Source organism: Allobosea sp. TAF32 (genome assembly GCF_052113585.1).
Lineage (GTDB): Bacteria > Pseudomonadota > Alphaproteobacteria > Rhizobiales > Beijerinckiaceae > Allobosea.
This window is the reverse complement of sequence record NZ_JBFRDM010000001.1, coordinates 706,813-727,346: the sequence shown is the minus strand read 5'-3', so window position 1 is coordinate 727,346 and position 20,534 is coordinate 706,813. Positions and strand designations below refer to the sequence as shown.

Annotated in this window: 20 protein-coding genes; 10 read left to right on the top strand and 10 right to left on the bottom strand. The window is 66.3% G+C overall.

Annotation, left to right across the window (positions count from 1 at the left end; all coding sequences use genetic code 11):
• Positions 1–5 precede the first annotated feature (5 nt).
• Positions 6–812: a sulfite exporter TauE/SafE family protein gene (locus AB4Z16_RS03280; RefSeq protein WP_441509879.1), complete on the top strand. Its 807-nt coding sequence runs from the start codon at positions 6–8 to the stop codon at positions 810–812.
• A gap of 7 nt (positions 813–819) precedes the next feature.
• Here AB4Z16_RS03280 and AB4Z16_RS03275 read toward each other — a convergent pair whose 3' ends face one another.
• Genes AB4Z16_RS03275 through soxA form a run of 3 tightly spaced genes read right to left on the bottom strand, consistent with a single transcriptional unit; the run spans position 820 to position 3,165 of the window.
• Entirely contained in the window at positions 820–1,707 is an 888-nt protein-coding gene (locus AB4Z16_RS03275) for an MBL fold metallo-hydrolase (protein ID WP_441509878.1), read from the bottom strand.
• An 8-nt stretch (positions 1,708–1,715) separates the two neighbouring features.
• A complete protein-coding gene (gene soxX, locus AB4Z16_RS03270; protein WP_441509877.1) occupies positions 1,716–2,324 on the bottom strand; it encodes a sulfur oxidation c-type cytochrome SoxX in 609 nt (202 codons plus the stop codon).
• A gap of 10 nt (positions 2,325–2,334) precedes the next feature.
• Complete coding sequence (soxA, locus tag AB4Z16_RS03265) at positions 2,335–3,165, bottom strand: sulfur oxidation c-type cytochrome SoxA (RefSeq protein ID WP_441509876.1); 831 nt, start codon at positions 3,163–3,165, stop codon at positions 2,335–2,337.
• 167 nt (positions 3,166–3,332) lie between these two features.
• Between soxA and soxY the strand changes: the two genes are divergently transcribed.
• From soxY to AB4Z16_RS03220, 9 genes are all read left to right on the top strand, one after another.
• Entirely contained in the window at positions 3,333–3,797 is a 465-nt protein-coding gene (gene soxY, locus AB4Z16_RS03260) for a thiosulfate oxidation carrier protein SoxY (RefSeq protein ID WP_441509875.1), read from the top strand.
• Positions 3,798–3,838: 41 nt separating this feature from the next.
• Positions 3,839–4,168: a thiosulfate oxidation carrier complex protein SoxZ gene (gene soxZ / locus AB4Z16_RS03255; protein ID WP_441509874.1), complete on the top strand. Its 330-nt coding sequence runs from the start codon at positions 3,839–3,841 to the stop codon at positions 4,166–4,168.
• Between the two features lie 99 nt (positions 4,169–4,267).
• On the top strand, positions 4,268–5,965 hold the full coding sequence (soxB, locus tag AB4Z16_RS03250) for a thiosulfohydrolase SoxB (RefSeq protein WP_441509873.1): 1,698 nt from the start codon (positions 4,268–4,270) through the stop codon (positions 5,963–5,965).
• Between the two features lie 46 nt (positions 5,966–6,011).
• Positions 6,012–7,286, top strand: coding sequence for a sulfite dehydrogenase (gene soxC, locus AB4Z16_RS03245; RefSeq protein ID WP_441509872.1), 1,275 nt, complete (start codon positions 6,012–6,014; stop codon positions 7,284–7,286).
• Entirely contained in the window at positions 7,270–8,019 is a 750-nt protein-coding gene (locus tag AB4Z16_RS03240; protein ID WP_441509871.1) for a c-type cytochrome, read from the top strand. Before soxC ends, AB4Z16_RS03240 begins: the two co-directional genes overlap by 17 nt.
• A gap of 5 nt (positions 8,020–8,024) precedes the next feature.
• On the top strand, positions 8,025–8,345 hold the full coding sequence (locus AB4Z16_RS03235) for a c-type cytochrome (protein WP_441509870.1): 321 nt from the start codon (positions 8,025–8,027) through the stop codon (positions 8,343–8,345).
• A 35-nt stretch (positions 8,346–8,380) separates the two neighbouring features.
• A complete protein-coding gene (locus tag AB4Z16_RS03230; RefSeq protein WP_441509869.1) occupies positions 8,381–8,905 on the top strand; it encodes a DsrE family protein in 525 nt (174 codons plus the stop codon).
• 4 nt (positions 8,906–8,909) lie between these two features.
• The gene (locus tag AB4Z16_RS03225; RefSeq protein WP_441509868.1) at positions 8,910–10,181 is read left to right on the top strand and encodes an FCSD flavin-binding domain-containing protein; all 1,272 of its coding nucleotides are present in this window, start codon (positions 8,910–8,912) and stop codon (positions 10,179–10,181) included.
• Between the two features lie 39 nt (positions 10,182–10,220).
• Positions 10,221–10,607, top strand: a complete 387-nt coding sequence (locus tag AB4Z16_RS03220) for a c-type cytochrome (protein ID WP_441509867.1) — start codon at positions 10,221–10,223, stop codon at positions 10,605–10,607.
• 107 nt (positions 10,608–10,714) lie between these two features.
• On the opposite strand, the gene gyrB is transcribed toward AB4Z16_RS03220, so the two are convergent.
• From gyrB to dnaA, 7 genes are all read right to left on the bottom strand, one after another.
• Positions 10,715–13,153, bottom strand: a complete 2,439-nt coding sequence (gene gyrB, locus AB4Z16_RS03215; protein WP_441509866.1) for a DNA topoisomerase (ATP-hydrolyzing) subunit B — start codon at positions 13,151–13,153, stop codon at positions 10,715–10,717.
• Between the two features lie 302 nt (positions 13,154–13,455).
• On the bottom strand, positions 13,456–15,294 hold the full coding sequence (gene recQ / locus AB4Z16_RS03210) for a DNA helicase RecQ (RefSeq protein ID WP_441509865.1): 1,839 nt from the start codon (positions 15,292–15,294) through the stop codon (positions 13,456–13,458).
• Positions 15,295–15,344: 50 nt separating this feature from the next.
• Positions 15,345–15,698 carry a hypothetical protein gene (locus tag AB4Z16_RS03205; RefSeq protein ID WP_441509864.1) on the bottom strand — a complete coding sequence of 118 codons (354 nt, stop codon included), beginning with the start codon at positions 15,696–15,698 and terminating at the stop codon, positions 15,345–15,347.
• Between the two features lie 6 nt (positions 15,699–15,704).
• Positions 15,705–16,319: a LysE family translocator gene (locus tag AB4Z16_RS03200; protein ID WP_441509863.1), complete on the bottom strand. Its 615-nt coding sequence runs from the start codon at positions 16,317–16,319 to the stop codon at positions 15,705–15,707.
• Positions 16,320–16,393: 74 nt separating this feature from the next.
• Positions 16,394–17,521: a DNA replication/repair protein RecF gene (gene recF / locus AB4Z16_RS03195; protein ID WP_441509862.1), complete on the bottom strand. Its 1,128-nt coding sequence runs from the start codon at positions 17,519–17,521 to the stop codon at positions 16,394–16,396.
• Between the two features lie 11 nt (positions 17,522–17,532).
• Positions 17,533–18,648 carry a DNA polymerase III subunit beta gene (dnaN, locus tag AB4Z16_RS03190; protein ID WP_441509861.1) on the bottom strand — a complete coding sequence of 372 codons (1,116 nt, stop codon included), beginning with the start codon at positions 18,646–18,648 and terminating at the stop codon, positions 17,533–17,535.
• 255 nt (positions 18,649–18,903) lie between these two features.
• Positions 18,904–20,427, bottom strand: coding sequence for a chromosomal replication initiator protein DnaA (dnaA, locus tag AB4Z16_RS03185; RefSeq protein ID WP_441509860.1), 1,524 nt, complete (start codon positions 20,425–20,427; stop codon positions 18,904–18,906).
• Between the last annotated feature and the right edge of the window lie 107 nt (positions 20,428–20,534).

The following is a 20,534-nucleotide window of genomic DNA, read 5'->3' as shown; positions in this document are numbered from 1 at the left end:
GCGGCATGATCGCGGCGCTCGATATCGCCTCGGTCGGATCCGGCTCGCTGGTCGGCTTCGTTCTCGGCCTCATCGGTGGCGGCGGTTCCATCCTGGCCGTGCCCCTGCTGGTCTATGTCGTCGGCGTCGGCTCCCCGCATATCGCGATCGGCACCAGTTCGGTCGCGGTGGCGCTCAGTGCATTTTCCAACCTCGTCGGGCATGCGCGGGTGGGCAATGTGCGCTGGCCCTGCGCGCTTGTCTTTTCCGCCGCCGGCATCGCCGGAGCCGCTGTCGGCTCGGCCATCGGCAAGCGCTTCGATGGGCAGAAGCTGCTTTTGCTGTTCGGGCTGCTGATGATCGTGATCGCGGTCATGATGCTCGTTCGCAAGAAGGGCGATGGCGTCGCGTTCCAATCGCTCGGCCGGGCGACGGCCAGGACGCTGCTGCCGAGGTTGCTCGGCATGGGCGGGCTGGTCGGCGGCCTGTCGGGGTTCTTCGGAATCGGAGGCGGCTTCCTGATCGTGCCGGGTCTGATGGGTGCGGCGCGGATGCCGATGATCATGGCAATCGGCTCTTCGCTCGTCGCGGTCACCGCCTTCGGGATCACAACGGCAGTGTCCTATGCGCTGTCAGGCCTGGTCGATTGGCGCATTGCCGCCCTCTTCGTCGCCGGCGGGATTGCCGGCGGCATCGGAGGGACGCTGCTCGCGCATCGGCTCGCAGCCGGCAAAACGCTGCTCACGCATGTCTTCGCTGGCATTGTCGCGCTGGTGGGGCTCTACGTCGTGTGGCGCGGCTATGGCGCGGTGTTCGGCGGGGTTGCCACCTGATCGCCGCTCAGCTTGCGGTGAACCGATAGGCCGGGCCGTGCTTTTCGACACGGCCTGCCGCTCCGGGAAGATGATAGCCGATCGCGATCGTCCGGTCCGCGCTCAGCCTGTCGAGCAGGGATCGACGCGTGGCGACCGCCACATCGGCATCTTGGTCGGATGCGGGCCGCCATTCGGGATAGGCGAAGGAAATTCGCGGATGGGTGAGCGCATCGCCCAGAACCATGACGGGCTGGCCTCCCGCCTCGAAGGCGAAGGAGACGTGTCCGGGCGTGTGACCGGCCGTCTCGACTGCCGCGATTCCGGGCAGCCATTCGCCCCCGGCCTGCAGACGCTCCAGCTTGTCGCCAAGCCCTCTGGCGATGCGCTGCGCCCCTGCGGCGAAGGCGTGCCGGTCGGCCGGCAATTGTTCGTAGACCTTCGGCGCCGTCCAGAAATCGATCTCCCGGGCGGCGGCGAGCCAGCGCGCATTCGGGAAGAGGGGGCTATCGAACTCGTCGAGCGCGCCCCAGAAGTGATCCGGATGCAGATGGGTGAAGAGCACATGCGTCACGGCTTCGGGCTCGATGCCGGCGGCGCGCAGGCTCTCCTGCAATTGCCCCGAGCCGGGCAGAAAATGTGCGCCGGCTCCGCAATCGAACAGGATGAGCTCGGCGCCGCGCCGCAGGCAGGTGACGTTCAGCACCGTCCGATAGGGATCGGCCGGTCCGGTCTCGGCCGCGATCGCGTCGGTCGGCACCTCGCGCGCCAGCATCGCGAGCGGCATTTCGAAGCCCCCATCGCTCAGGATGGTGAGCTGCTCCGCCTCGGGGCCGAGCCTGGTCACGACTTGCGCGGCGGCCGGAGCGGCGAGGCTCGCGGCTCCGGCGGCGAGCAGCAGGCGGCGTGTCAGCATGGCCCGGCCTATTTGTTGACCGGCGATTCGGGATCGAACAGATAGGCCATCACATCCTTGATCTGGGCCTCGCTGAGGACCTTGTTCACGCCGAAGCGCGGCATGTTGGAGCAGGGCACCACCGCCATCGAGTTGTAGATTTTGATGTAGGCGTCCTTGACGCTCTCGGCATCGTATTTGCGGTCCTTGCCATAGGCGGTGAGGCTCGGGCCCAATGTGCCGTAGCTCACTTCCTTGGGATCGAGCTGGTGGCAGGCGAAGCAGTTGCCGCCGGCGACCGTGCCGGGCGGATCGGAAAACTGGCCGCCGCGGCCGTTATTGGCGACGGCGTAGCCCTTCTTCCAATCGCCGAGGAACTTGCCGTCGGCCGGGTAGGTCACGCGCGTGGCCTCACGCTTCAGGATCTCGTCGGACTGCGCCGACGACGGATTGTTCCGCATCGTGTTGCAGATCGCGAGGGTTTCGTCGGGCTTGATCCGGGCCTGCCATTCCGGCGAGGCCTTGCCGAAGGTCGAGTGCAGATAGGCGTCGATGACCGCCTGGCTGGGGCGCTCCTGCGCGGCCGCCTGCCCGGCGAGGAGAACGCCGGCGGCGAGCGCGATGGCGAGTTTCAGCATCGTCTTGTCCTCAGCGCTTGATCGAGGGAACGTTGAGCTCGCCGCCTTCCGCCCGGGTCTCCAGGAAGACGGTCAGGGCGGTCAGTGCCTCCGAGCCGTAGGCCGGCTCGGGCCAGCGCTGCTGGCGGTAGCAGTCCCAGAGCCGATGCTGCATGGTGCGCAGCGCGCTCTGCGAGACGCGATAGGTCGGCCAGGAGGCCATGGTTTCCTGCGCGGTCTTTCCCTTGACCGAGAGATTCGGCAAGCCCTGAAGGCGGATGCGCTTGCCTTCCTCCGCATGGCAGGTGGCGCAGGAGAAGTCGTTGACGCCGCCGCGGGTGTAGAACAGGGCCTCGCCGACGGCGGCCGCCTCCTTCTCCTTCGGGTGCGAGAGCGGTGGCTCGATCTTCATGCCATTCGACTTGTTGGCGATGAAGGCGACGAGATCTTCCAGGTCGGAGGCCTTGCCTGGACCGGAGAAGCGGCGGGCGACGACGTCCTTGGTGTCGAGCCCCTGGACCTTCTCCATGCACCAGACCAGGCGCTGTTCCAGATCCATGACCTTGTCCGCATCGGCGAAATGGCGTGGCAGCTTCGCATAGGCGCCTTCGAGCTTGCCGGCGCCTTCGCCGAGGTCGCAGCCTTCGAGCGAAACGTTCTTCGTTCCTCTCGCCTCGCTCCACAGCGCCTCTCCGCGATCGACCGCCAGGAAGCCGGGATTCGAGAACGGGTCCGACAGCATCTGGCGATAGCGTTCGATCTCTTTCTCGCTGTCGTCCTGTGGCGACTGCGCCGACACGAGGCCGGCAGCAAATGTCAGGGCAGCCGCGAATGCGGCTGCCGCGATCACCGGAATCTTCATCCCTAGCCCTTTCGTTTCCTCATCGCCCGCTTATGCTGCGGGTGCCTTCAGCCCTTCGAGGGGCTTTACATTCAAAAAAATCGATATAACGATACGTGCAAATGATGTGCGGCGTTTCGCCGCCCCGTCAAGCATTAAAATGAGACCAGTTCCAGGGAGGAACGCGAATGAAGAAGGGCCTTTCAGGGCTGTCGCGCCGCGACTCGATCAAGGCTGCGGCCATGGCTTTCGCCGCTGCGGCGATCGCGCCGCGCCTGGCTTTCGCCGACGAGAAAGCGGTCGCTGCCGAGATCAAGAAGCTCTACGGCGACAAGAAGATGGCGCCGGGCAAGATCAAGCTCGACGTCCCGGAAATCGCTGAGAACGGCCTCGTCGTACCGGTCAATGTCGAGGTCGAAAGCCCGATGACGGATGCCGATTACGTCAAGGCGGTCCACGTCTTCGCCGACGGCAATCCGCAGCCCGGCGTGGTCAGCTACCAGTTCACGCCCGCCTGCGGAAAGGCTTCCGCCGCGACCCGCATGCGCCTCGCCCAGACGCAGGATGTGATCTGCATCGCCGAAATGTCGAACGGCGACCTCTATTCCGCCAAGGCGAATGTGAAGGTCACGATCGGCGGCTGCGGCGGCTGACAAGCCGACCCGGCGAAACGACGAAAAAAGGCGAGGAAACCATGAGCACGAAACCGACGCCCCGCGTCCGCGTCCCGGCCAAGGCCGCGCCCGGCGAGATGATCGAGATCAAGACGCTGATCTCGCATGAAATGGAATCCGGGCAGCGCAAGGACGCCAAGGGCGAGACGATCCCGCGCAAGATCATCAACAAGTTCACGGCGAGCTTCAACGGCAAGCCGGTCTTCGTCGCGGACTGGAACCCGGCGATCTCCGCCAACCCCTACCAGTCCTTCTTCTTCAAGGCCGCCGAGTCCGGCGAGTTCACCTTCGTCTGGAAGGATGACGACGGCTCCGATTACACGGCCAAGAGCAAGCTGACGGTCGGCTGACGCCGGTCCCCGCCGGCGCGCGCCGAGGGCGCCTCCGGATCCGCTTCGACCATCGATCATCTCCCGGGGCGCGACATGCGCGTCTCCGAAGGACGACCCATGATCTCAAGACGCGAATTTCTTCAGGCGACGGCTGCGGCGGCGGCGATCACCGCCGCCTCGGGGCTCGGTCCCCTCGGACGTGCCGCCGCGCAGCAGAAGCTCTCGCAGGCCGACATCCTGCGCTTCGATCCGCTGGGCACGGTCACCATCCTCTACCTGGCCGATATCCATGCCCAGCTCGTGCCGCTGCACTTCCGCGAGCCCTCGGTCAATCTCGGCGTCGGCGAGGTCAAGGGCCTGCCGCCGCATCTGACCGACGCCGCCTTCCGCGATTACTTCAAGATCGCCGCGGGAACGCCCGACGCCTTCGCTCTCACCTCTGACGATTTCGTCCAGCTTGCGCGCAACTACGGCCGCATGGGCGGCCTCGATCGTATCGCGACGCTGGTCAAGGCGGTACGGGCCGAGCGTGGCGACGGCAACGTGCTGCTGCTGGATGGCGGCGATACCTGGCAGGGCAGCTGGAGCGCGCTGCAAACCAGGGGCCAGGACATGGTCGACGCCATGACGGCGCTGAAGGTCGATGCGATGACCTCGCATTGGGAGTTCACGCTTGGTGCAGACCGGGTCAAGGAGATCGTCGAAACCGCGCCTTTCGCCTTCCTCGCGCAGAATATCCGCGACAAGGAATGGAACGAGCCGGTCTTCCCGCCGCGCAAGATCTTCGAGAAGGGCGGCGCCAGGATCGCCGTCATCGGCCAGGCTCTGCCGCGCACCGCCATCGCCAATCCGCGCTGGATGTTCCCGGACTGGGAGTTCGGTATCCGCGAGGAGGAACTGCAGAAGCAGGTGGACGAAGCCCGCGCCGAGGGCGCCCAAGTCGTGGTGCTGCTCTCGCATGACGGCTTCGACGTCGACCGCAAGCTCGCTTCGCGGGTCAAAGGTATTGACGTCATCCTGACGGCTCACACCCATGACGCGATGCCGGGATTGATCCGCGTCGGCGACACCGTGCTTGTCGCGACCGGCTCGCATGGCAAGTTCCTGTCGCGTCTCGATCTTTCGGTGAAGGACGGCAAGCTCGCCGATCTCCGTTTCAAGCTGTTGCCGGTTTTCGCCGACGCGATCGCGCCCGACCCTGAAATGGCTGCCTTGGTGACGAAGCTGCGCGAGCCCTTTGCCGCCGATCTCGCCAGGGAGATCGGCCGGACGGACGCGCTGCTGTATCGTCGCGGCAATTTCAACGGCACCTTCGACGACCTGATCTGCGATGCGATGATGCAGCAGCGCGACGCCGAGATCACGCTCTCGCCGGGCTTCCGCTGGGGCGGCTCGCTGCTGCCGGGCGAGGCGATCACCTGGGAGGCGATCACCAATGCCACCGCCATCACCTATCCGAACTGCTACCGGATGGAGATGACCGGCCAGCAGCTCAAGGATGTGCTGGAGGACGTCGCCGACAACATCTTCCACCGCGACCCTTATTTCCAGGGCGGTGGCGACATGGTCCGAGTCGGCGGCATGGGCTACGCGATCGACGTCGCCAAGCCGATGGGCAGCCGCATCTCCGAGCTCACCCACCTGAAATCCGGCCAGCAGATCGAGGCCGGCAAGCACTATGTCGTCTCGGGCTGGGCGAGCGTCAACGAAGGTACGCAAGGCCCGCCGATCTGGGACGTGGTGCGCGATCATGTGGCCGCAACCAAGACGATCGCGCCGAAACCCAACAATGCCGTGAAGGTCAGCGGCGCATGAGCGCCGCGACCGCCTGGCCGCGAAACTGATCGGAGGACATGAGAGAATGACCTCGCACGCTGACAATCCGGCGCCGAGCCGGCGTGGTTTCCTCGGTGGCGCCGCATTGGCCGGTGCCGGCCTCGCGACGGCAGGCGTCGCCCGCGCGGAAACGGCCAAGCCCGATCCGCTGATTACCGAGGTGCAGGATTGGAACCGCTATCTCGGCGAGGGGGTCGACAAGCACCCTTACGGTTCGCCCTCGCGCTTCGAGAAGAATGTGATCCGTCGCGACGTGCCCTGGCTCACGGCCTCGCCGGAATCCTCGGTGAACTTTACGCCGCTGCACGATCTCGACGGCATCATCACGCCCTCGGGGCTGTGCTTCGAGCGTCACCATGCCGGCATCGCCGATATCGACCCCGCTAACCACAGGCTGATGATCCACGGTCTCGTCGACAAGCCGCTCGTCTTCACCATGGAGGACATCAAGCGGATGCCGCGCGAGAATCGCGTGCACTTCCTCGAATGCGCGGCGAATTCGGGTATGGAATGGCGCGGGTCGCAGCTCAATGGCTGCCAGTTCACCCATGGCATGGTCCACAACGTCATGTATACGGGCGTGCCGTTGAAGGTGATCCTCGCCGAGGCGGGGCTGAAGCCCAGCGCGAAATGGCTGATGCTGGAAGGGGCCGACGCTGCCGGCATGAACCGGTCCCTGCCGCTGGAGAAGGCGCTCGACGATGTGCTCGTCGCCTTCGCCATGAACGGCGAGGCGCTGCGCCCGGAGCAGGGCTATCCGCTGCGGGCGGTCATCCCGGGCTGGGAAGGCAATCTCTGGGTGAAGTGGCTTCGCCGCATCGAGGTCGGAGACATGCCGTGGATGGCGCGCGAGGAGACCTCGAAATACACCGACTTGCTGGCGGATGGGCGCTCGCGCCGCTTCACCTTCATCATGGATGCGAAGTCGGTCGTCACCAACCCTTCGCCGCAGGCGCCGCTCAAGGCCAGGGGCCGCAATGTGCTCTCGGGTCTCGCCTGGTCGGGCCGCGGCACCGTCAAGCGTGTCGACGTCACCTTGGACGGCGGCAAGAACTGGCAGCAGGCACGCATCGACGGCCCTGTTCTCGATAAATCGCTGACGCGCTTCTATGTCGATTTCGATTGGAATGGCGGCGAGTTGCTCGTGCAGTCGCGCGCGATGGACTCGACCGGCTACGTCCAGCCGACGAAGGAGGAACTTCGCAAGATCCGCGGCGCGAACTCCATCTACCACAACAACGGCATCCAGACCTGGCATGTGAAGCCGAACGGGGAGACCGAGAATGTCGAAATCTCCTAGGATCGCGCTGCTCGCCGGCGCGGCCGGTCTCGTAGTCGCCATTGCCGGGCCCCTGCTGGCACAGCCCGCGCACAAGCAGCATTCCCAGCCGAAGCATCCCCATGCCGTCCAGTCGCCGCCGCCCGGCGAGGCACTGGCCGCTCCCGCCAAGACGGGTCTCGGCCGTGAGGCGCTGCCGGAGGAAGTGAAGGCCTGGTCGATCGACGTCCGGCCCGATGGCAAGGGCCTGCCGCCCGGCAAGGGCACGGTCCGCCAGGGTGACGAGATCTTTCAGGCGCAATGCGCCAGCTGCCATGGCGAGTTCGGGCAGGGCAATGGTCGCTGGCCTGTGCTCGCGGGCGGGCAGGGTTCGCTCAAGGACGACCGGCCGGAGAAGACGATCGGCTCGTTCTGGCCCGATCTCTCGACGGTTTACGACTACATCCATCGCGCGATGCCCTTCGGCAATGCGCAGTCGCTGGAGCCGGATCAGGTCTACGCGCTGACGGCCTATCTGCTCTATCTGAACGACATCGTGAAGGACGAGGATTTCGAGCTCTCGGACAAGAACTTCACCTCGGTGAAGCTGCCGAATGCCTCCGCCTTCTATGACGACGACCGCGAGACGGCCGAGAAGTCGTTCTGGGGCAGGCAGCCCTGCATGAAGGACTGCAAGAGCGAGGTGCGGATCACCGGGCGCGCCACTGTGCTCGACGTGACGCCGGACTCCAAGACCGCGCCGAAAGTCGATTGATGGGGATGGCACAGGGCACGCCCGGCTGGATCGGCTTTGCCGCCGTGGCGGCAGGGCTGGCAGTCGGGCAGGCCCATGCCGCGGGCGATCGCGCGCTCGGTGAATATCTCTCGGCGGAATGCGCGACCTGTCACGGCAATGCGCCGAAGGCAGGCGGCATCCCTGGGCTCGCGGGAATGCCGGTGGATCAGTTCACCGCATTGATGGATGCCTATCGCTTGGGAGACCGGGACAACGCCGCGATGCGCAACGTCGCCCGGCAGCTTTCCGCGGAGGAAGTTGCGGCTCTGGCCGCCTATTACGAGGGGCTGAAAACGGCCCCCTGACCGTCGATATGCGACGGCAAACAGGGAGGAAGACGATGACGGATTGCGCTGGGATACCGTCGCGCCGCGGGCTGCTCGCGGCTGCGGCTTCTGGCTTGGCCGCCGCTGCGACGGCAGCCGCGGCCGCTCCGCCACAGGTCAGCCTGGCGGATCTCAAGAAGGAGGCCGATGTCGCCTGCGTCTACCATTGTGATTTTGGCGACCCGCAGCGCTTCGTGCAGATGCTGACGAATATTTCGAACCATTATTCGGCTTATGGGGCCGATCCCTTCGCCTTGCAGATCGTCGTCGTCGCCCATGGTGCAGGCGTCAAGTTCTTCCTCAACTCCCTGGAGGGAACCAGTTGGGCGGACGAGGCCATGGTGCCGAAAATCTTCGAACGGGTCGAGGATGTCGCCAAGAGCGGCCTGCGGATCCACCTCTGCGAGATCACCTTTCAGCGTAACAGGATCGACAAGGCCAAGGCGCGTGACGCGTCCTTCATCAGCTTCGTGCCCTCAGGAGTGGCCGCCGTCGCGGCGCTGCAGTCCAAGGGCTTCGCCTATATGAAGATCGGTTAGCGCCATGCGGATCGATCGCAGGGGATTGATGCGATCCGGCCTCATCGCCGCGGCGACGCTGGCGGCGCCTGCCGTGCTCGGCCAGGCCAGGCCCCGAGTGGTGGTGATCGGCGGCGGTGCCGGCGGGGCCACAGCCGCCCGCTACCTGGCCAAGGACACCGGCGGGGCCCTTGCCGTAACGCTGGTCGAGGAGAACGAGCTCTACCACACCTGCTTCCACTCGAACCTCTATCTCGGCGGGTTCAAGAGCTACGACGAGATCACCCATCGCTATGATGCGCTGGTGAGCCGGCACGGCATCACGCTGGCCAGGGCCCGCGCCACGCAGATCGACCGAGACAAGCGCGAGGTCGTGCTCGCCGACGGCCGCAGGCTGCCCTACGATCGCCTCGTCGTCTCGCCCGGCATCGACCTCAAATATGATTCCGTTCCCGGTTGGTCGGAAGCCGGGGAGGAGGCGATGCCCCATGGCTGGAAGCCGGGAACGCAGACGCAGCTCATCAAGCGCAAGCTCGATGCCGTGCCGAATGGCGGCACCATCGTGATGATCGCGCCGCCCAATCCCTATCGCTGCCCGCCCGGACCTTATGAGCGCGCCTCGATGTTCGCCCATGTGCTCAAGAGCAGCGGCCGGGGCGATGCGCGAATCGTCATCCTCGATCCCAAGGAAAGCTTCTCGAAGCAGGGAGTCTTCCAGGAAGGCTGGGAGGCGCATTACGGCACCATGATCGAATGGCTCGGGCCGAAGGTGCATGACGGCATCAAGTCGGTCGATCCGGCGACGAACACCGTGGTGACCGGCTTCGAAACCTACCGCGACTGCGCCTTCGTCAACGTGATCCCGGCGCAGATGGCCGGCGAGATCGCGCGCAGCGCCGGCCTTGCGCCCATGGGCGGCTATTGTGCGATCGACCCCGCGACGATGAAATCAGCGGCCGATCCGAATATTTACGTTCTCGGCGATGCCTGCATCGCCGGTGATATGCCGAAATCCGCCTTCGCGGCCAACAGCCAGGCCAAGGTCGCGGCAATGACGATCCGCGCGGAGCTCACGGGCGCGCGCAGCTTTCCGCCGCGCTATCTCAACACCTGCTGGTCGTTGGTCGAGACCGACGACGCGATCAAGGTCGGCGGGCGCTACGAGCCGCGCGACGGACGCATCGCGGCGATCGAGACTTTCGTGTCCCAGAACGGCGAAGCGGCCGAGCTTCGTAAGCAGAACGAGGTCGAGAACCTGTCCTGGTATGCCGCGATGACGGCCGACATGCTCGGTTAGCGCAGCTTTTTCCTGTTCACACCGCCACAGAGGAATCCGATGAAGACGTTGATCCCCGTTCCCTTCCTGCTCGCACTTGTCGCGGCGCAGCCGGCCCCTGCGCAGGATGTCTCCGCCGGCGAGCGCTCCTTCAATAAGTGCAGGGCCTGTCACCAGCTTGGTGAGACGGCTAAGAATGGCGTCGGTCCGGAGCTGAACGGCCTCTTCGGGCGCCATACGGGCTCGGTCGAGGGCTACAGCTATTCGACGGCGAACAAAGCGGCGAATCTGACCTGGGACGAAACCAATTTCGCCGAATACATCAAGGACCCGAAGGCCAAGATCCCGGGAACGAAGATGGTCTTCGCGGGCATCAAGAACGAGAAGGAAATCATGGATCTGACGGCCTTCCTCAAACAATTCGGCAAGGACGGCAAGAAGATGTGATTTCCAGACCGGCCGCCATCCGGCGGCTGGTCTCCCGTTCGCGGCCTTCCACCTGCGCGTCGCAGCCTCGGTCTCGATTCAAGGCGTTCGAATAAACAAAGCCGAATTCAGATGTCGACGGTCGCGTTCAGCGCGTTCGTCTGGATGAACTCGCGTCGCGGCTCGACGACATCGCCCATCAGCTTGACGAAGAGATCGTCGGCCTCGTCGTTCTGGTCGTTCTTGACCCGCAGCAGCGAGCGCACGTCGCGGTCGAGCGTCGTTTCCCAGAGCTGGTCGGGGTTCATCTCGCCCAGTCCTTTGTAACGCTGCAGCGCGACGCCCTTGCGGCCGATGGTCGAGACCGCGTCGAACAGATCGCTCGGCCCATTGATCGTGAAGGAATCGCCCTTGCGGGCGAGCGTGCCGGGCTTGGCATAGGCCTCCTGCAGCGAGAGCGCCGCGGCATCGAGCTTGCGGGCCTCGGCGCTGGCGAGCAGGCCGGCATCGATCGTCGCCGCCTGCTTCACCCCGCGGACCATGCGCGAGAAGACGAAGCCGCCCTCGCTGACCTTGCCTTCCCAGCCGCGCTCCAACTCGTCAGAGATCGCATCGAGCCGGCGCGCGACATAGGCTGCGGCCTCGTTCGCCTGCGCCTCGTTCTCCTCGCTCACCGGATGCAGCACGCCGGCGATCGCCATCTGCTCGACGACGCGCCGGTCATAGCGCGAATGCAGCTGCGACAGCGCATTGCGCACGTTGCGAGCTTCCTCGATCAGGACGCGCAGATCCGCGCCGCCGCGCTCGATGCCGTCGCCGGTGCGGAAGGTGGCGCCGTCGACCGTCGAGTCGACCAGATATTGCTCCAGCGCCCGCTCGTCCTTCAGGTAGACATGGCTCTTGCCGCGTGCCGCCTTGTAGAGCGGAGGCTGGGCGATGAAGAGATGGCCGGCATCGATCAATTCCGGCATCTGCCGGTAGAAGAAGGTCAGCAGCAGGGTACGAATATGGGCGCCGTCGACGTCGGCGTCGGTCATGATGATGATCTTGTGGTAGCGCAGCTTCGCCAGGTTGAAGCCGCCCTGTTCGGCATCGGCCCGGCCGATGCCGGCGCCGAGCGCCGTGATCAGCGTGCCGACCTGGTCGGAGGAGAGCATCTTGTCGAAGCGGGCCCGCTCGACGTTCAGGATCTTGCCGCGCAGCGGCAGCACAGCCTGGTATTCGCGGGCGCGGCCCTGCTTGGCGGAGCCGCCGGCCGAGTCACCCTCGACGATGAAGAGTTCGGACTTGGCCGGGTCGCGTTCCTGGCAATCAGCCAATTTGCCCGGAAGCGAGGCGATATCGAGCGCGCCCTTGCGGCGGGTGAGGTCGCGTGCCTTGCGGGCGGCCTCGCGGGCGGCAGCGGCTTCCGCCACCTTGCCGACGATGGTCTTGGCCTCGCTCGGATGCTCTTCCAGCCACTCGGAGAGCGCCTGGTTGACGACGTTCTCGACGACCGGGCGGACTTCAGAGGAAACCAGCTTGTCCTTGGTCTGCGACGAGAACTTCGGATCGGGGACCTTGACCGAGACGATCGCGGTCAGGCCTTCGCGGCAGTCGTCGCCGGTCAGCGAGACCTTTTCCTTCTTCGAGATGCCCGAGCTCTCGGCATAGCCGGTGACCTGGCGCGTCAGCGCGGCTCGGAAGCCGGCGAGATGGGTGCCGCCGTCGCGCTGCGGGATGTTGTTGGTGAAGCAGAGCACGTTCTCGTGGTAGCTGTCGTTCCACCACAGGGCGACATCGACGGTGATGCCGTCCTTCTCCGAGGTCAGCATGATCGGCTTTTCGATCACCGCCGTCTTGGCCCGGTCGAGATAGCGCACGAAGGCTTCGACGCCGCCATCATACATCAGCTCTTCGCGCACCACCTCGGCATGGCGCGCATCGGTCAGCACGATGCGCACGCCCGAGTTCAGGAAGGCGAGCTCGCGCAGCCGGTGTTCCAGCGTCTTGTAGTCGAACTCCACCATGGTGAAGGTCTCTTGCGACGGCAGGAAGGTGACCTCGGTGCCGCGCTTGTCGCCCTGCGGGCCGACCACGGCGAGCGGCGCCACCGCGTCGCCATGGCGGAATTCCATGAAATGCTCATGGCCGCCGCGCCAGATGCGCAGCTTGAGCGAGACCGAGAGCGCGTTGACGACGGAGACGCCGACCCCGTGCAGACCGCCCGAGACCTTGTAGGAGTTTTGGTCGAACTTACCGCCGGCATGGAGCTGGGTCATGATGACCTCGGCCGCCGAGATGCCTTCCTCGCTGTGGATATCGGTCGGGATGCCGCGGCCGTTGTCGGTCACGGTGACCGACCCGTCGGCATTCAGCGTCACCGTGACGAGGTCCGCATGTCCGGCGAGCGCCTCGTCGATCGCGTTGTCGACGACTTCGTAGACCATGTGGTGCAGGCCGGAGCCGTCATCGGTGTCGCCGATATACATGCCAGGCCGCTTGCGGACGGCATCCAGACCCTTGAGAACCTTGATGGAATCGGCGCCGTAATCGTCGGGCTGGGCGCTGAGCGCGGCATCGGTCATGAAGTGGTCCCTGAGCGGGCGAGCGAGTGCCCGCGATGATCCTGATTCGAAAGGACAATATAGGGGTAGACGATGGCTTTTTCACGCGCTCGCGTACGTGCGTGCGCAAGGAGGCGGTTTCGGCCGCCCCACACACGCATGGGAGCGTCGCGAAGCCACGAGGCCGGAGCCCATGAGCGCGGCGCTACCCGTCATGGTCGGCCTTGTGCCGACCATCCACGCCTTCCTTCGTGCAATGCGGTGTTCAAGACGTGGACGCTCGCCACAGGGGCGAGCATGTCGGAGAGGTTCAGGGCACCCTTCTATCCCCGAAATTCCGTTATCGCCTCGATGAAGGCCTCGCCATATTGCGCGAGCTTGCGCTCGCCGACGCCTTCGATCGCGCGCATCTCGTCGAGACTGAGCGGCCGCTCGCGCGCCATCGCGATCAGGGTCCGGTCGGTGAAGATGATGTAGGCCGCGACGCCTTCCTCGCGGGCAAGCTGGAGGCGAAGCTTGCGCAGATGCTCGAAGAGGGCGGCCGTGCCCTCGTCGAGACCGTCGGCGCGGGCGGCATCGCGCTCTCCGCGGCGGGAGCGACGCTCGGCGAAGGGATCGGCCCTGAGCGCGATGCTCTCCCGGCCGAACAGGATGTCCTCGCCCTTCGGCGTCAGGCGGAAGCCGCCATGCTCGGTGCTGGCCTCGGCCAGCGCGCCGGCGGCGAAGAGCTTGCGCGTCAGCCCGGTCCAGGCCGCCTTGGGCTTGTCCGAGCCGACGCCGAAGGTCTTGAGCCCGTCATGGTTCTGGCGGCGGATCGTCTCGGTTGCCGTCCCCGTCAGGATGTCCGCGAGATGACCGGCGCCAAAGCGCTCGCCCGAGCGGATCACGGCCGAGAGCAGTTTTCGCGCATCGAGCGTCGCGTCCTGAAGCGCCGGCGCCTCGGCGCCGCAGAGATCGCAGCGGAACGGGGCCTGGCCATGCCTGCAGGGTGGCGTCTCCTCGCCGAAATAGCTGAGCAGCGCACTGCGCCGGCACAATGCATTCTCGCAGAGGTCGATCATCGCGTTGAGGCGCTTGTGTTCGATGCGCTTGCGCTCGTCGTCGACCGGCTTCTCGTCGATCTGGCGGCGGCGGAGCGCCATGTCGTCGACGCCGTAGAGGGTGAGCGTGTCTGCCGGCAGGCCGTCGCGGCCGGCGCGGCCGATCTCCTGATAGTAGCTCTCGATCGAGCCGGGCATGTCGGCATGAACGACGAAGCGCACATCCGGCTTGTTGATGCCCATGCCGAACGCGATGGTGGCGCAGACGACGACGCCGTCCTCCTGCAGGAAGGTGTCCTGGTTGCGGTTGCGCTCCGCCTGCTCCAGCCCGGCATGGTAGGCGAGCGCGTTCCAGCCCTTCTCGCGCAGGCCTTCGGCGAGCCGTTCGGTCTTGTTGCGCGACGAGCAGTAGACGATGCCGGAGCCGTTGCGGTGGCGCCGCAGAAAATCGTCGATCTGCCGACGCGGCTGATCCTTCGGCGCGAAGGCGAGCTTCAGATTCGGCCGGTCGAAGGAATGCACCACCATCTGCGGCGGCTGCGGAAAGAGCTGGGCGGCGATGTCGGCCTGGGTCTGCCGGTCGGCGGTGGCGGTCAGCGCCGTCACCGGCACGCCGCCAAGTGCTTCGCGCGTCTTGGCGAGCAGCCGATATTCCGGGCGGAAGTCGTGGCCCCATTGCGAGACGCAATGCGCCTCGTCGATGGCGAGCCGCGTCACCCCGATGCGCTTGAGGCGCGAGACCAGCCCCTCTCCGGCAAGCCGCTCCGGCGAGACGAAGAGGAGCCGCAGATCGCCCGCGTTGAGGCGGTCCCAGGCCTCGGTGGCCTCGCTCTCGCTGTTCATCGAGTTGAGCGAGGCAGCCGGCACTCCGGCCCGGACGAGCTGGCCGACCTGATCGCGCATCAGCGCGATCAGGGGCGAGACGACGAGAGTGAGGCCGCCCGCGACCAGCGCCGGGAGCTGGTAACACATCGATTTGCCGGAGCCGGTCGGCATCACCGCGAAGACGTCGCGGCCGGTAAGGGCAGCTTCGATCACCTCCCACTGGCCGGGGCGGAAATCATCGTAGCCCCACACGGATTTCAGGATCGCGCGGGCTTCTGATTCGCGGGATGGCGACATGGGGAAGGGGTGTGCCGCAGCCGGACGCGCTTGGCCAGTCTTTCGCCCGCCTAGCCGCGCGCCGCCAACAGATGAACGAGTGCGGTCAATGCGAAGATCGCGGCGATCAGCCTCGACGGCCAGGGCCGTAGATCGAACCAGATGAATTGCAGGACGAGCCTCAGGCTCCAGAAGCCGGCACCGGCCAAGGGTAGCAGCGGCTGGGCGCTCGCTTGCTCCGACTGCCAGAGCAGCGCCGCCCCATAGGCGAGGAAGACGAAACCCAGCATGACGTTGAGCGTCTGGGTGATCGCGGTGTTCAGGCTGCCGGAGCGCTCGAGCTTCTCCGGCCAGCCGAACAATCGCCAGAAGGCGGCGTGGAACAGGGCGAAGCCGAGATCGAGCAGGCCGGCGGCCAGCAGCACGACGGCTCAGCTTCGCGTCGCGATGGCCGCTGCGGCGCCAGCCATCACGCCGCCGGTCGTCCGGTTGATCCAGCGCATGGCGCGCGGGCTGGCGACGAGGCGCCGTGCCCGATCGGCCGCATAGGCATAGGCCAGCATCGTCCCGCCGAGGATCGGCGCGATCAGCGCCATGACTTCCAGATAGGCGAGCGGGGTCAGCGCGTTGAGATCGATGACCAATGGCAGGATCGACAGGAAGAAGATCATGACCTTGGGATTGCCGAGCGTCAGCGCGATGCCGCCCAGGAACAGGCGGATGCCCTCGCCGCGCGCGGCGGGGGAAGGTTTGGGCGGCTCGGCCGGAGCCGTCCAGGCTTTGAAGGCGAGATAGATGAGATAGGCACAGCCGGCATATTTGATCGCGACGAAGACGCCGTGGAAGCTCTGCATGAGGACGCTGAGGCCGAGCGCCGAGAGCGTGAACCAGACGAGGTCGCCTGCGACGATGCCGGCGAGGAAGGGCAGGGATCGCCGAAAGCCGGTGGAGAGGGAGCGTGCGACGAGAGCCGCAATCGCCGGCCCGGGCGAGGCGACGGCGAGGAAATAGACGCCCGCGAACAGGGCGAGGCTGGCGAGTTCCATGGGCGTCTCCCGATTTATCGAGATGCTAACAGCGACGCTCCGCCCCGTCCCATCGCAAGACGTGGTCCGATCGATCAATCCAGCGGGTCGGCCCGGCCCGGCGTGATCGCGAAACGCTGCGCGCCGGCCGGCAGGTCGCCGAACAGGGCGGCGTCGGCGCCGGTCATCCAGACCTGGCAGCCCAGCCCGGTGAGGCCCTCGTAAAGCGCCGCGCGCCGGCGCGGGTCGAGATGCGCGGCGATTTCGTCGAGCAGGACCAGCGGGGCGATGCCGCTCATCGCCGCGACGAGCCGGGCATGGGCCAGCACCAGCCCGATCAGCAGCGCCTTCTGCTCGCCGGTCGAGCCCTGTCCGGCCGGGATGTCCTTCGGTCCGTGGCGGACATCGAGATCGGAGGCCTGCGGGCCTGCGAGCGTGCGCCCGGCTGCCCGGTCGCGATGGCGGCCCTGGCGCAGCAGGTCGCGATAGGCGTCCTCCGCATCGATGGCCGGCAGGCGGGCCACGAGTTCGTCGATCTCGCCCGAAAGCGTGATATCGGCATAGGGGAAGGGCGAGGCTTCATCGCGGGTCTCGGCTATGATCGCGGACAAACGCGCCACTGTCTCGGCGCGCGCAGCCGCGACGGCGACGCCGAGTTCGGCGACCTCGCGTTCGATCGCGTCGAGCCATTGGGCCTGTCCAGGGCTTTCCTCGAGGATGCGGTTGCGCGAGCGCAGCGCCCGTTCCAGCGCATTCGAGCGGGTGGCGTGGCCCGGGTCGATCGCCAGCACCAAACGGTCGAGGAAGCGGCGGCGGTCGCCGGCGGAGCCCCGGAACAAGCCGTCGAGATCGGGCGTGAGCCAGACCACGCGCAGATAATCGCTGAAGGCGAGCGCTGAGCCGACCGCGGCACCGTCGATGCGGGCAAGACGCGGCCGGCGCCCCTCTGCGTCGAGGGGGCCGAGGCCGAGGCCGAGCCGACCAGCATCCTCGGCGAGCGTGATCGAGGCGGCGAAGGAACCGTCGCCACCTTGCCGCGCCATGACTGAAAGCTCGGTACGGCGCAGGCCCCGTCCCGGTGTGAACAGCGAGAGCGCTTCGAGGATATTGGTCTTGCCGGCTCCGTTCTCGCCGATCAGCGCAACGATTTGGCCCCCGACCGGAAGATCGAGGGCCTCGTAGGAACGGAAGTCCTGCAGGATCAGGCGCGCGACGGCGGCCATGGGCCGCTCGTTCAGACGCGCATCGGCATCAGCACATAGAGCGCGGAAGCGCCTTCGCGATCCTGGATCACGGTCGGCGACCCCGGGTCGGCGAGCTTGAGCAGGGCGGTGTCGCCGTCGAGCTGGGCGGCGATGTCCATGAGGTAGCGGGCATTGAAGCCGATATCGAGCGGGCTCGCCTCGTAATCGACCTCGATCTCCTCGGTCGCCGAGCCGGAATCCGGATTGGTGACGGAGAGCGTCATGCGCCCGTCAGCCATGGAGAGCTTCACCGCACGGCCACGCTCCGACGAGATGGTCGAGACGCGGTCGACGGAAGCGGCGAAATCGCCTCTGTCTACCGTTAGCCGCTTGTCGTTCCCGCTCGGGATGACGCGCTGATAATCGGGGAAGGTGCCGTCGATCAGTTTCGAGGTCAGCACCACGCTGGCGGTCGCGACGCGGATCTTCGAGCCGGAGAGCTCGACCGCGACTTCGCTCTCGCCGTCTTCCAGCAGCTTCTGGATCTCGGCCACGGCCTTGCGCGGCACGATCACGCCGGGCATGCCGACCGAGCCCTGCGGCGCCGCGGTGTCGACGCGGGCGAGCCGGTGTCCGTCCGTCGCTACGGCGCGCAGCACCGGGCGGCCATCGACGTCGATGGTGTGGAGATAGATGCCGTTGAGGTAGTACCGCGTCTCCTCGGTCGAGATCGCGAACTGTGTCTTGTCGATCAGCCGCTTCAGCTCGCCGGCCGGCAGCACAAAGCGATGCGCCATCTCGCCTGCGGTGATGTCCGGGAAATCGCTCTCCGGCAGTGTCTGCAGCTGGAAGCGCGAGCGGCCCGAGCGCAGCACGAGGCCGCTATCGCCGGTCGTCTCGAGCGAGACCTGCGCGCCGTCGGGCAGCTTGCGGACGATGTCGTAGAGGGTATGGGCGGGAACCGTCGTGGCACCGGGCTCCGCTGCGTCGGCCGGAATCGTCTCCACCACCTCGATGTCGAGATCGGTTGCCTTGAGCCGCAGGCCGTTCTCGGAGGCGCTAAGCAACAGGTTCGACAGGATCGGGATCGTGTTGCGGCGCTCCACCACGCGATGCACGTGGCCAAGCGACTTGAGCAGCGTGGAACGTTCGACCGTGACCTTCATGATTGTCTAGTCTTCTGGCGCTAGCCGCCCGGGCATGGCTGCCCGGGCCGATGAATGGCCAGCGACATTGCAGGACGCGGGGCGGGCGCGCAAGACCTGTGCGCTCCAGCAGCCACAACCTTTGGCGGCAACGGGCGCGTGCCTGCGTATCGGCCCGAAAAGCGGAACCCACCTTTCGGGCGAAGTCGACGCTTGGACAAAGGGATAGACCGCTTCACGCCCGGAGGGACGCAGGGCGATCTATCCGCGCCGGGCTCACTCCTGCAGCATGCGCTTCAGGAGATCGACCTCGTCATGCAGCGAGCGGTCCTCGCTGATCGCCTTCTCGATCTTGCGCACGGCGTGCAGCACCGTGGTGTGATCGCGTCCGCCGAAGCGGCGGCCGATCTCGGGCAGCGAGCGCGGCGTCAGCGCCTTCGACAGATACATCGCGATCTGGCGCGGCTTGACCACTGCCGCGGTGCGGCGCTCCGAGAGGATGTCGGCGCGGCTGACGTTGTAGCGGGTCGCGACGAGCTTCTGGATGTCCTCGATCTTGACCCGGCGCGGCTCGCGCGTCCGAACGAGATCGCGGATTGCGGATTCTGCCGTTTCCAGCGTCACGAGCTGGCCCGACAGCGTCGCATGGGCGAGCAGGCGGTTGGCGGCGCCGTCGAGATCGCGGCCGTTGGTCGTGACGACGCGAGCGACATAGGCGATCACATCCGGGCTGACTTGGAAGTTCGGATGGGCGCCCTGCAGCGCGTCCATGCGGGTCGCCAGAATCTTGACACGCAGGGCTTCGTCGAGCTCGCCGACCTCGACGACGAGGCCGCCGCCCAGCCGCGAGCGAATGCGCTCGTCGAGCGCTTCCAGTTCACCGGCGAGGCGATCGCCGGCGACGACGATCTGCTTGCCGGCATCGAGCAGTGCGTTGATCGTGTGGCCGAACTCCTGCTGGATCGACTTGCCCTGGATGAACTGCACGTCGTCGACGATGAGCAGGTCGATGCCGCGCAGCTTCTCCTTGAAGGCGAGCGCGGTCTGCGACTTCAGCGCCGCGACGAAGCCATACATGAAGCGGTCTGCGGTGAAGTAGGCGACGCGCTTGCCCTGGCGGCGCGCTTCCTGCGCGACTGCCTGCAGCAGATGCGTCTTGCCGAGGCCGACGCCGGCATGGAGATAGAGCGGGTTATAGGGGCTCTGGCCCGCCGGTGCGCCGGCGATGCGTTCGGCCGCCGCGAAGGCGAGCTGGTTCGACTTGCCGACGACGAAGCTCTGGAAGCTCATGCGCTTGTCGAGCGCGGTGCCGCAGGCGTCGACGAGATCGGATTCGCAGGGTTGAGCGCCGCCAGCGGCAGCCGGCCGGGCGGCTTCGGCCGCGACGGGGGAGGGCGTGGTGGCAGGCCGGGCGCGCAGGGCGGCGTCGACGCGTGGTGCGACGACCGTGGTTTCGCGCGAGACCGTGCGAACCGAGAGCAGCACGCCGCCCGGCGCCGGCAGCTCCGCCATGCAGTTCACCCGCAGGCGCTCAGCATAATGCGCCTCGAGCCAGCTCTTCAGGAAGCGGGTCGGGACCGTGAGATAGGCCACGCCCTCGACAATGCCGGCGAGCTCGAGCCGGCCGAACCAGCTGGAGAAGACGTCTTCGCCAAGCTCGGCGCGCAGACGCCGCCGGACGCGTTCCCAGGCGTCCTGAACCGAAACCTCGTCCAGCTGAACCCCGGCGGCCTCGTCAGCCGCGATCACCACCACAGACGCTGTATCGACCGTATCACCGAGTTCCTGTCGCTCGAACATCAATGGCCCCATTCTTTGAAATGCACGCGCCTTCGGAGCGGCGGCCACAGGGCGGCCGCGTTCCTGGCACTGTTGTCCGGTTAAAAAAAGGATCCCGTCCTGTCGGG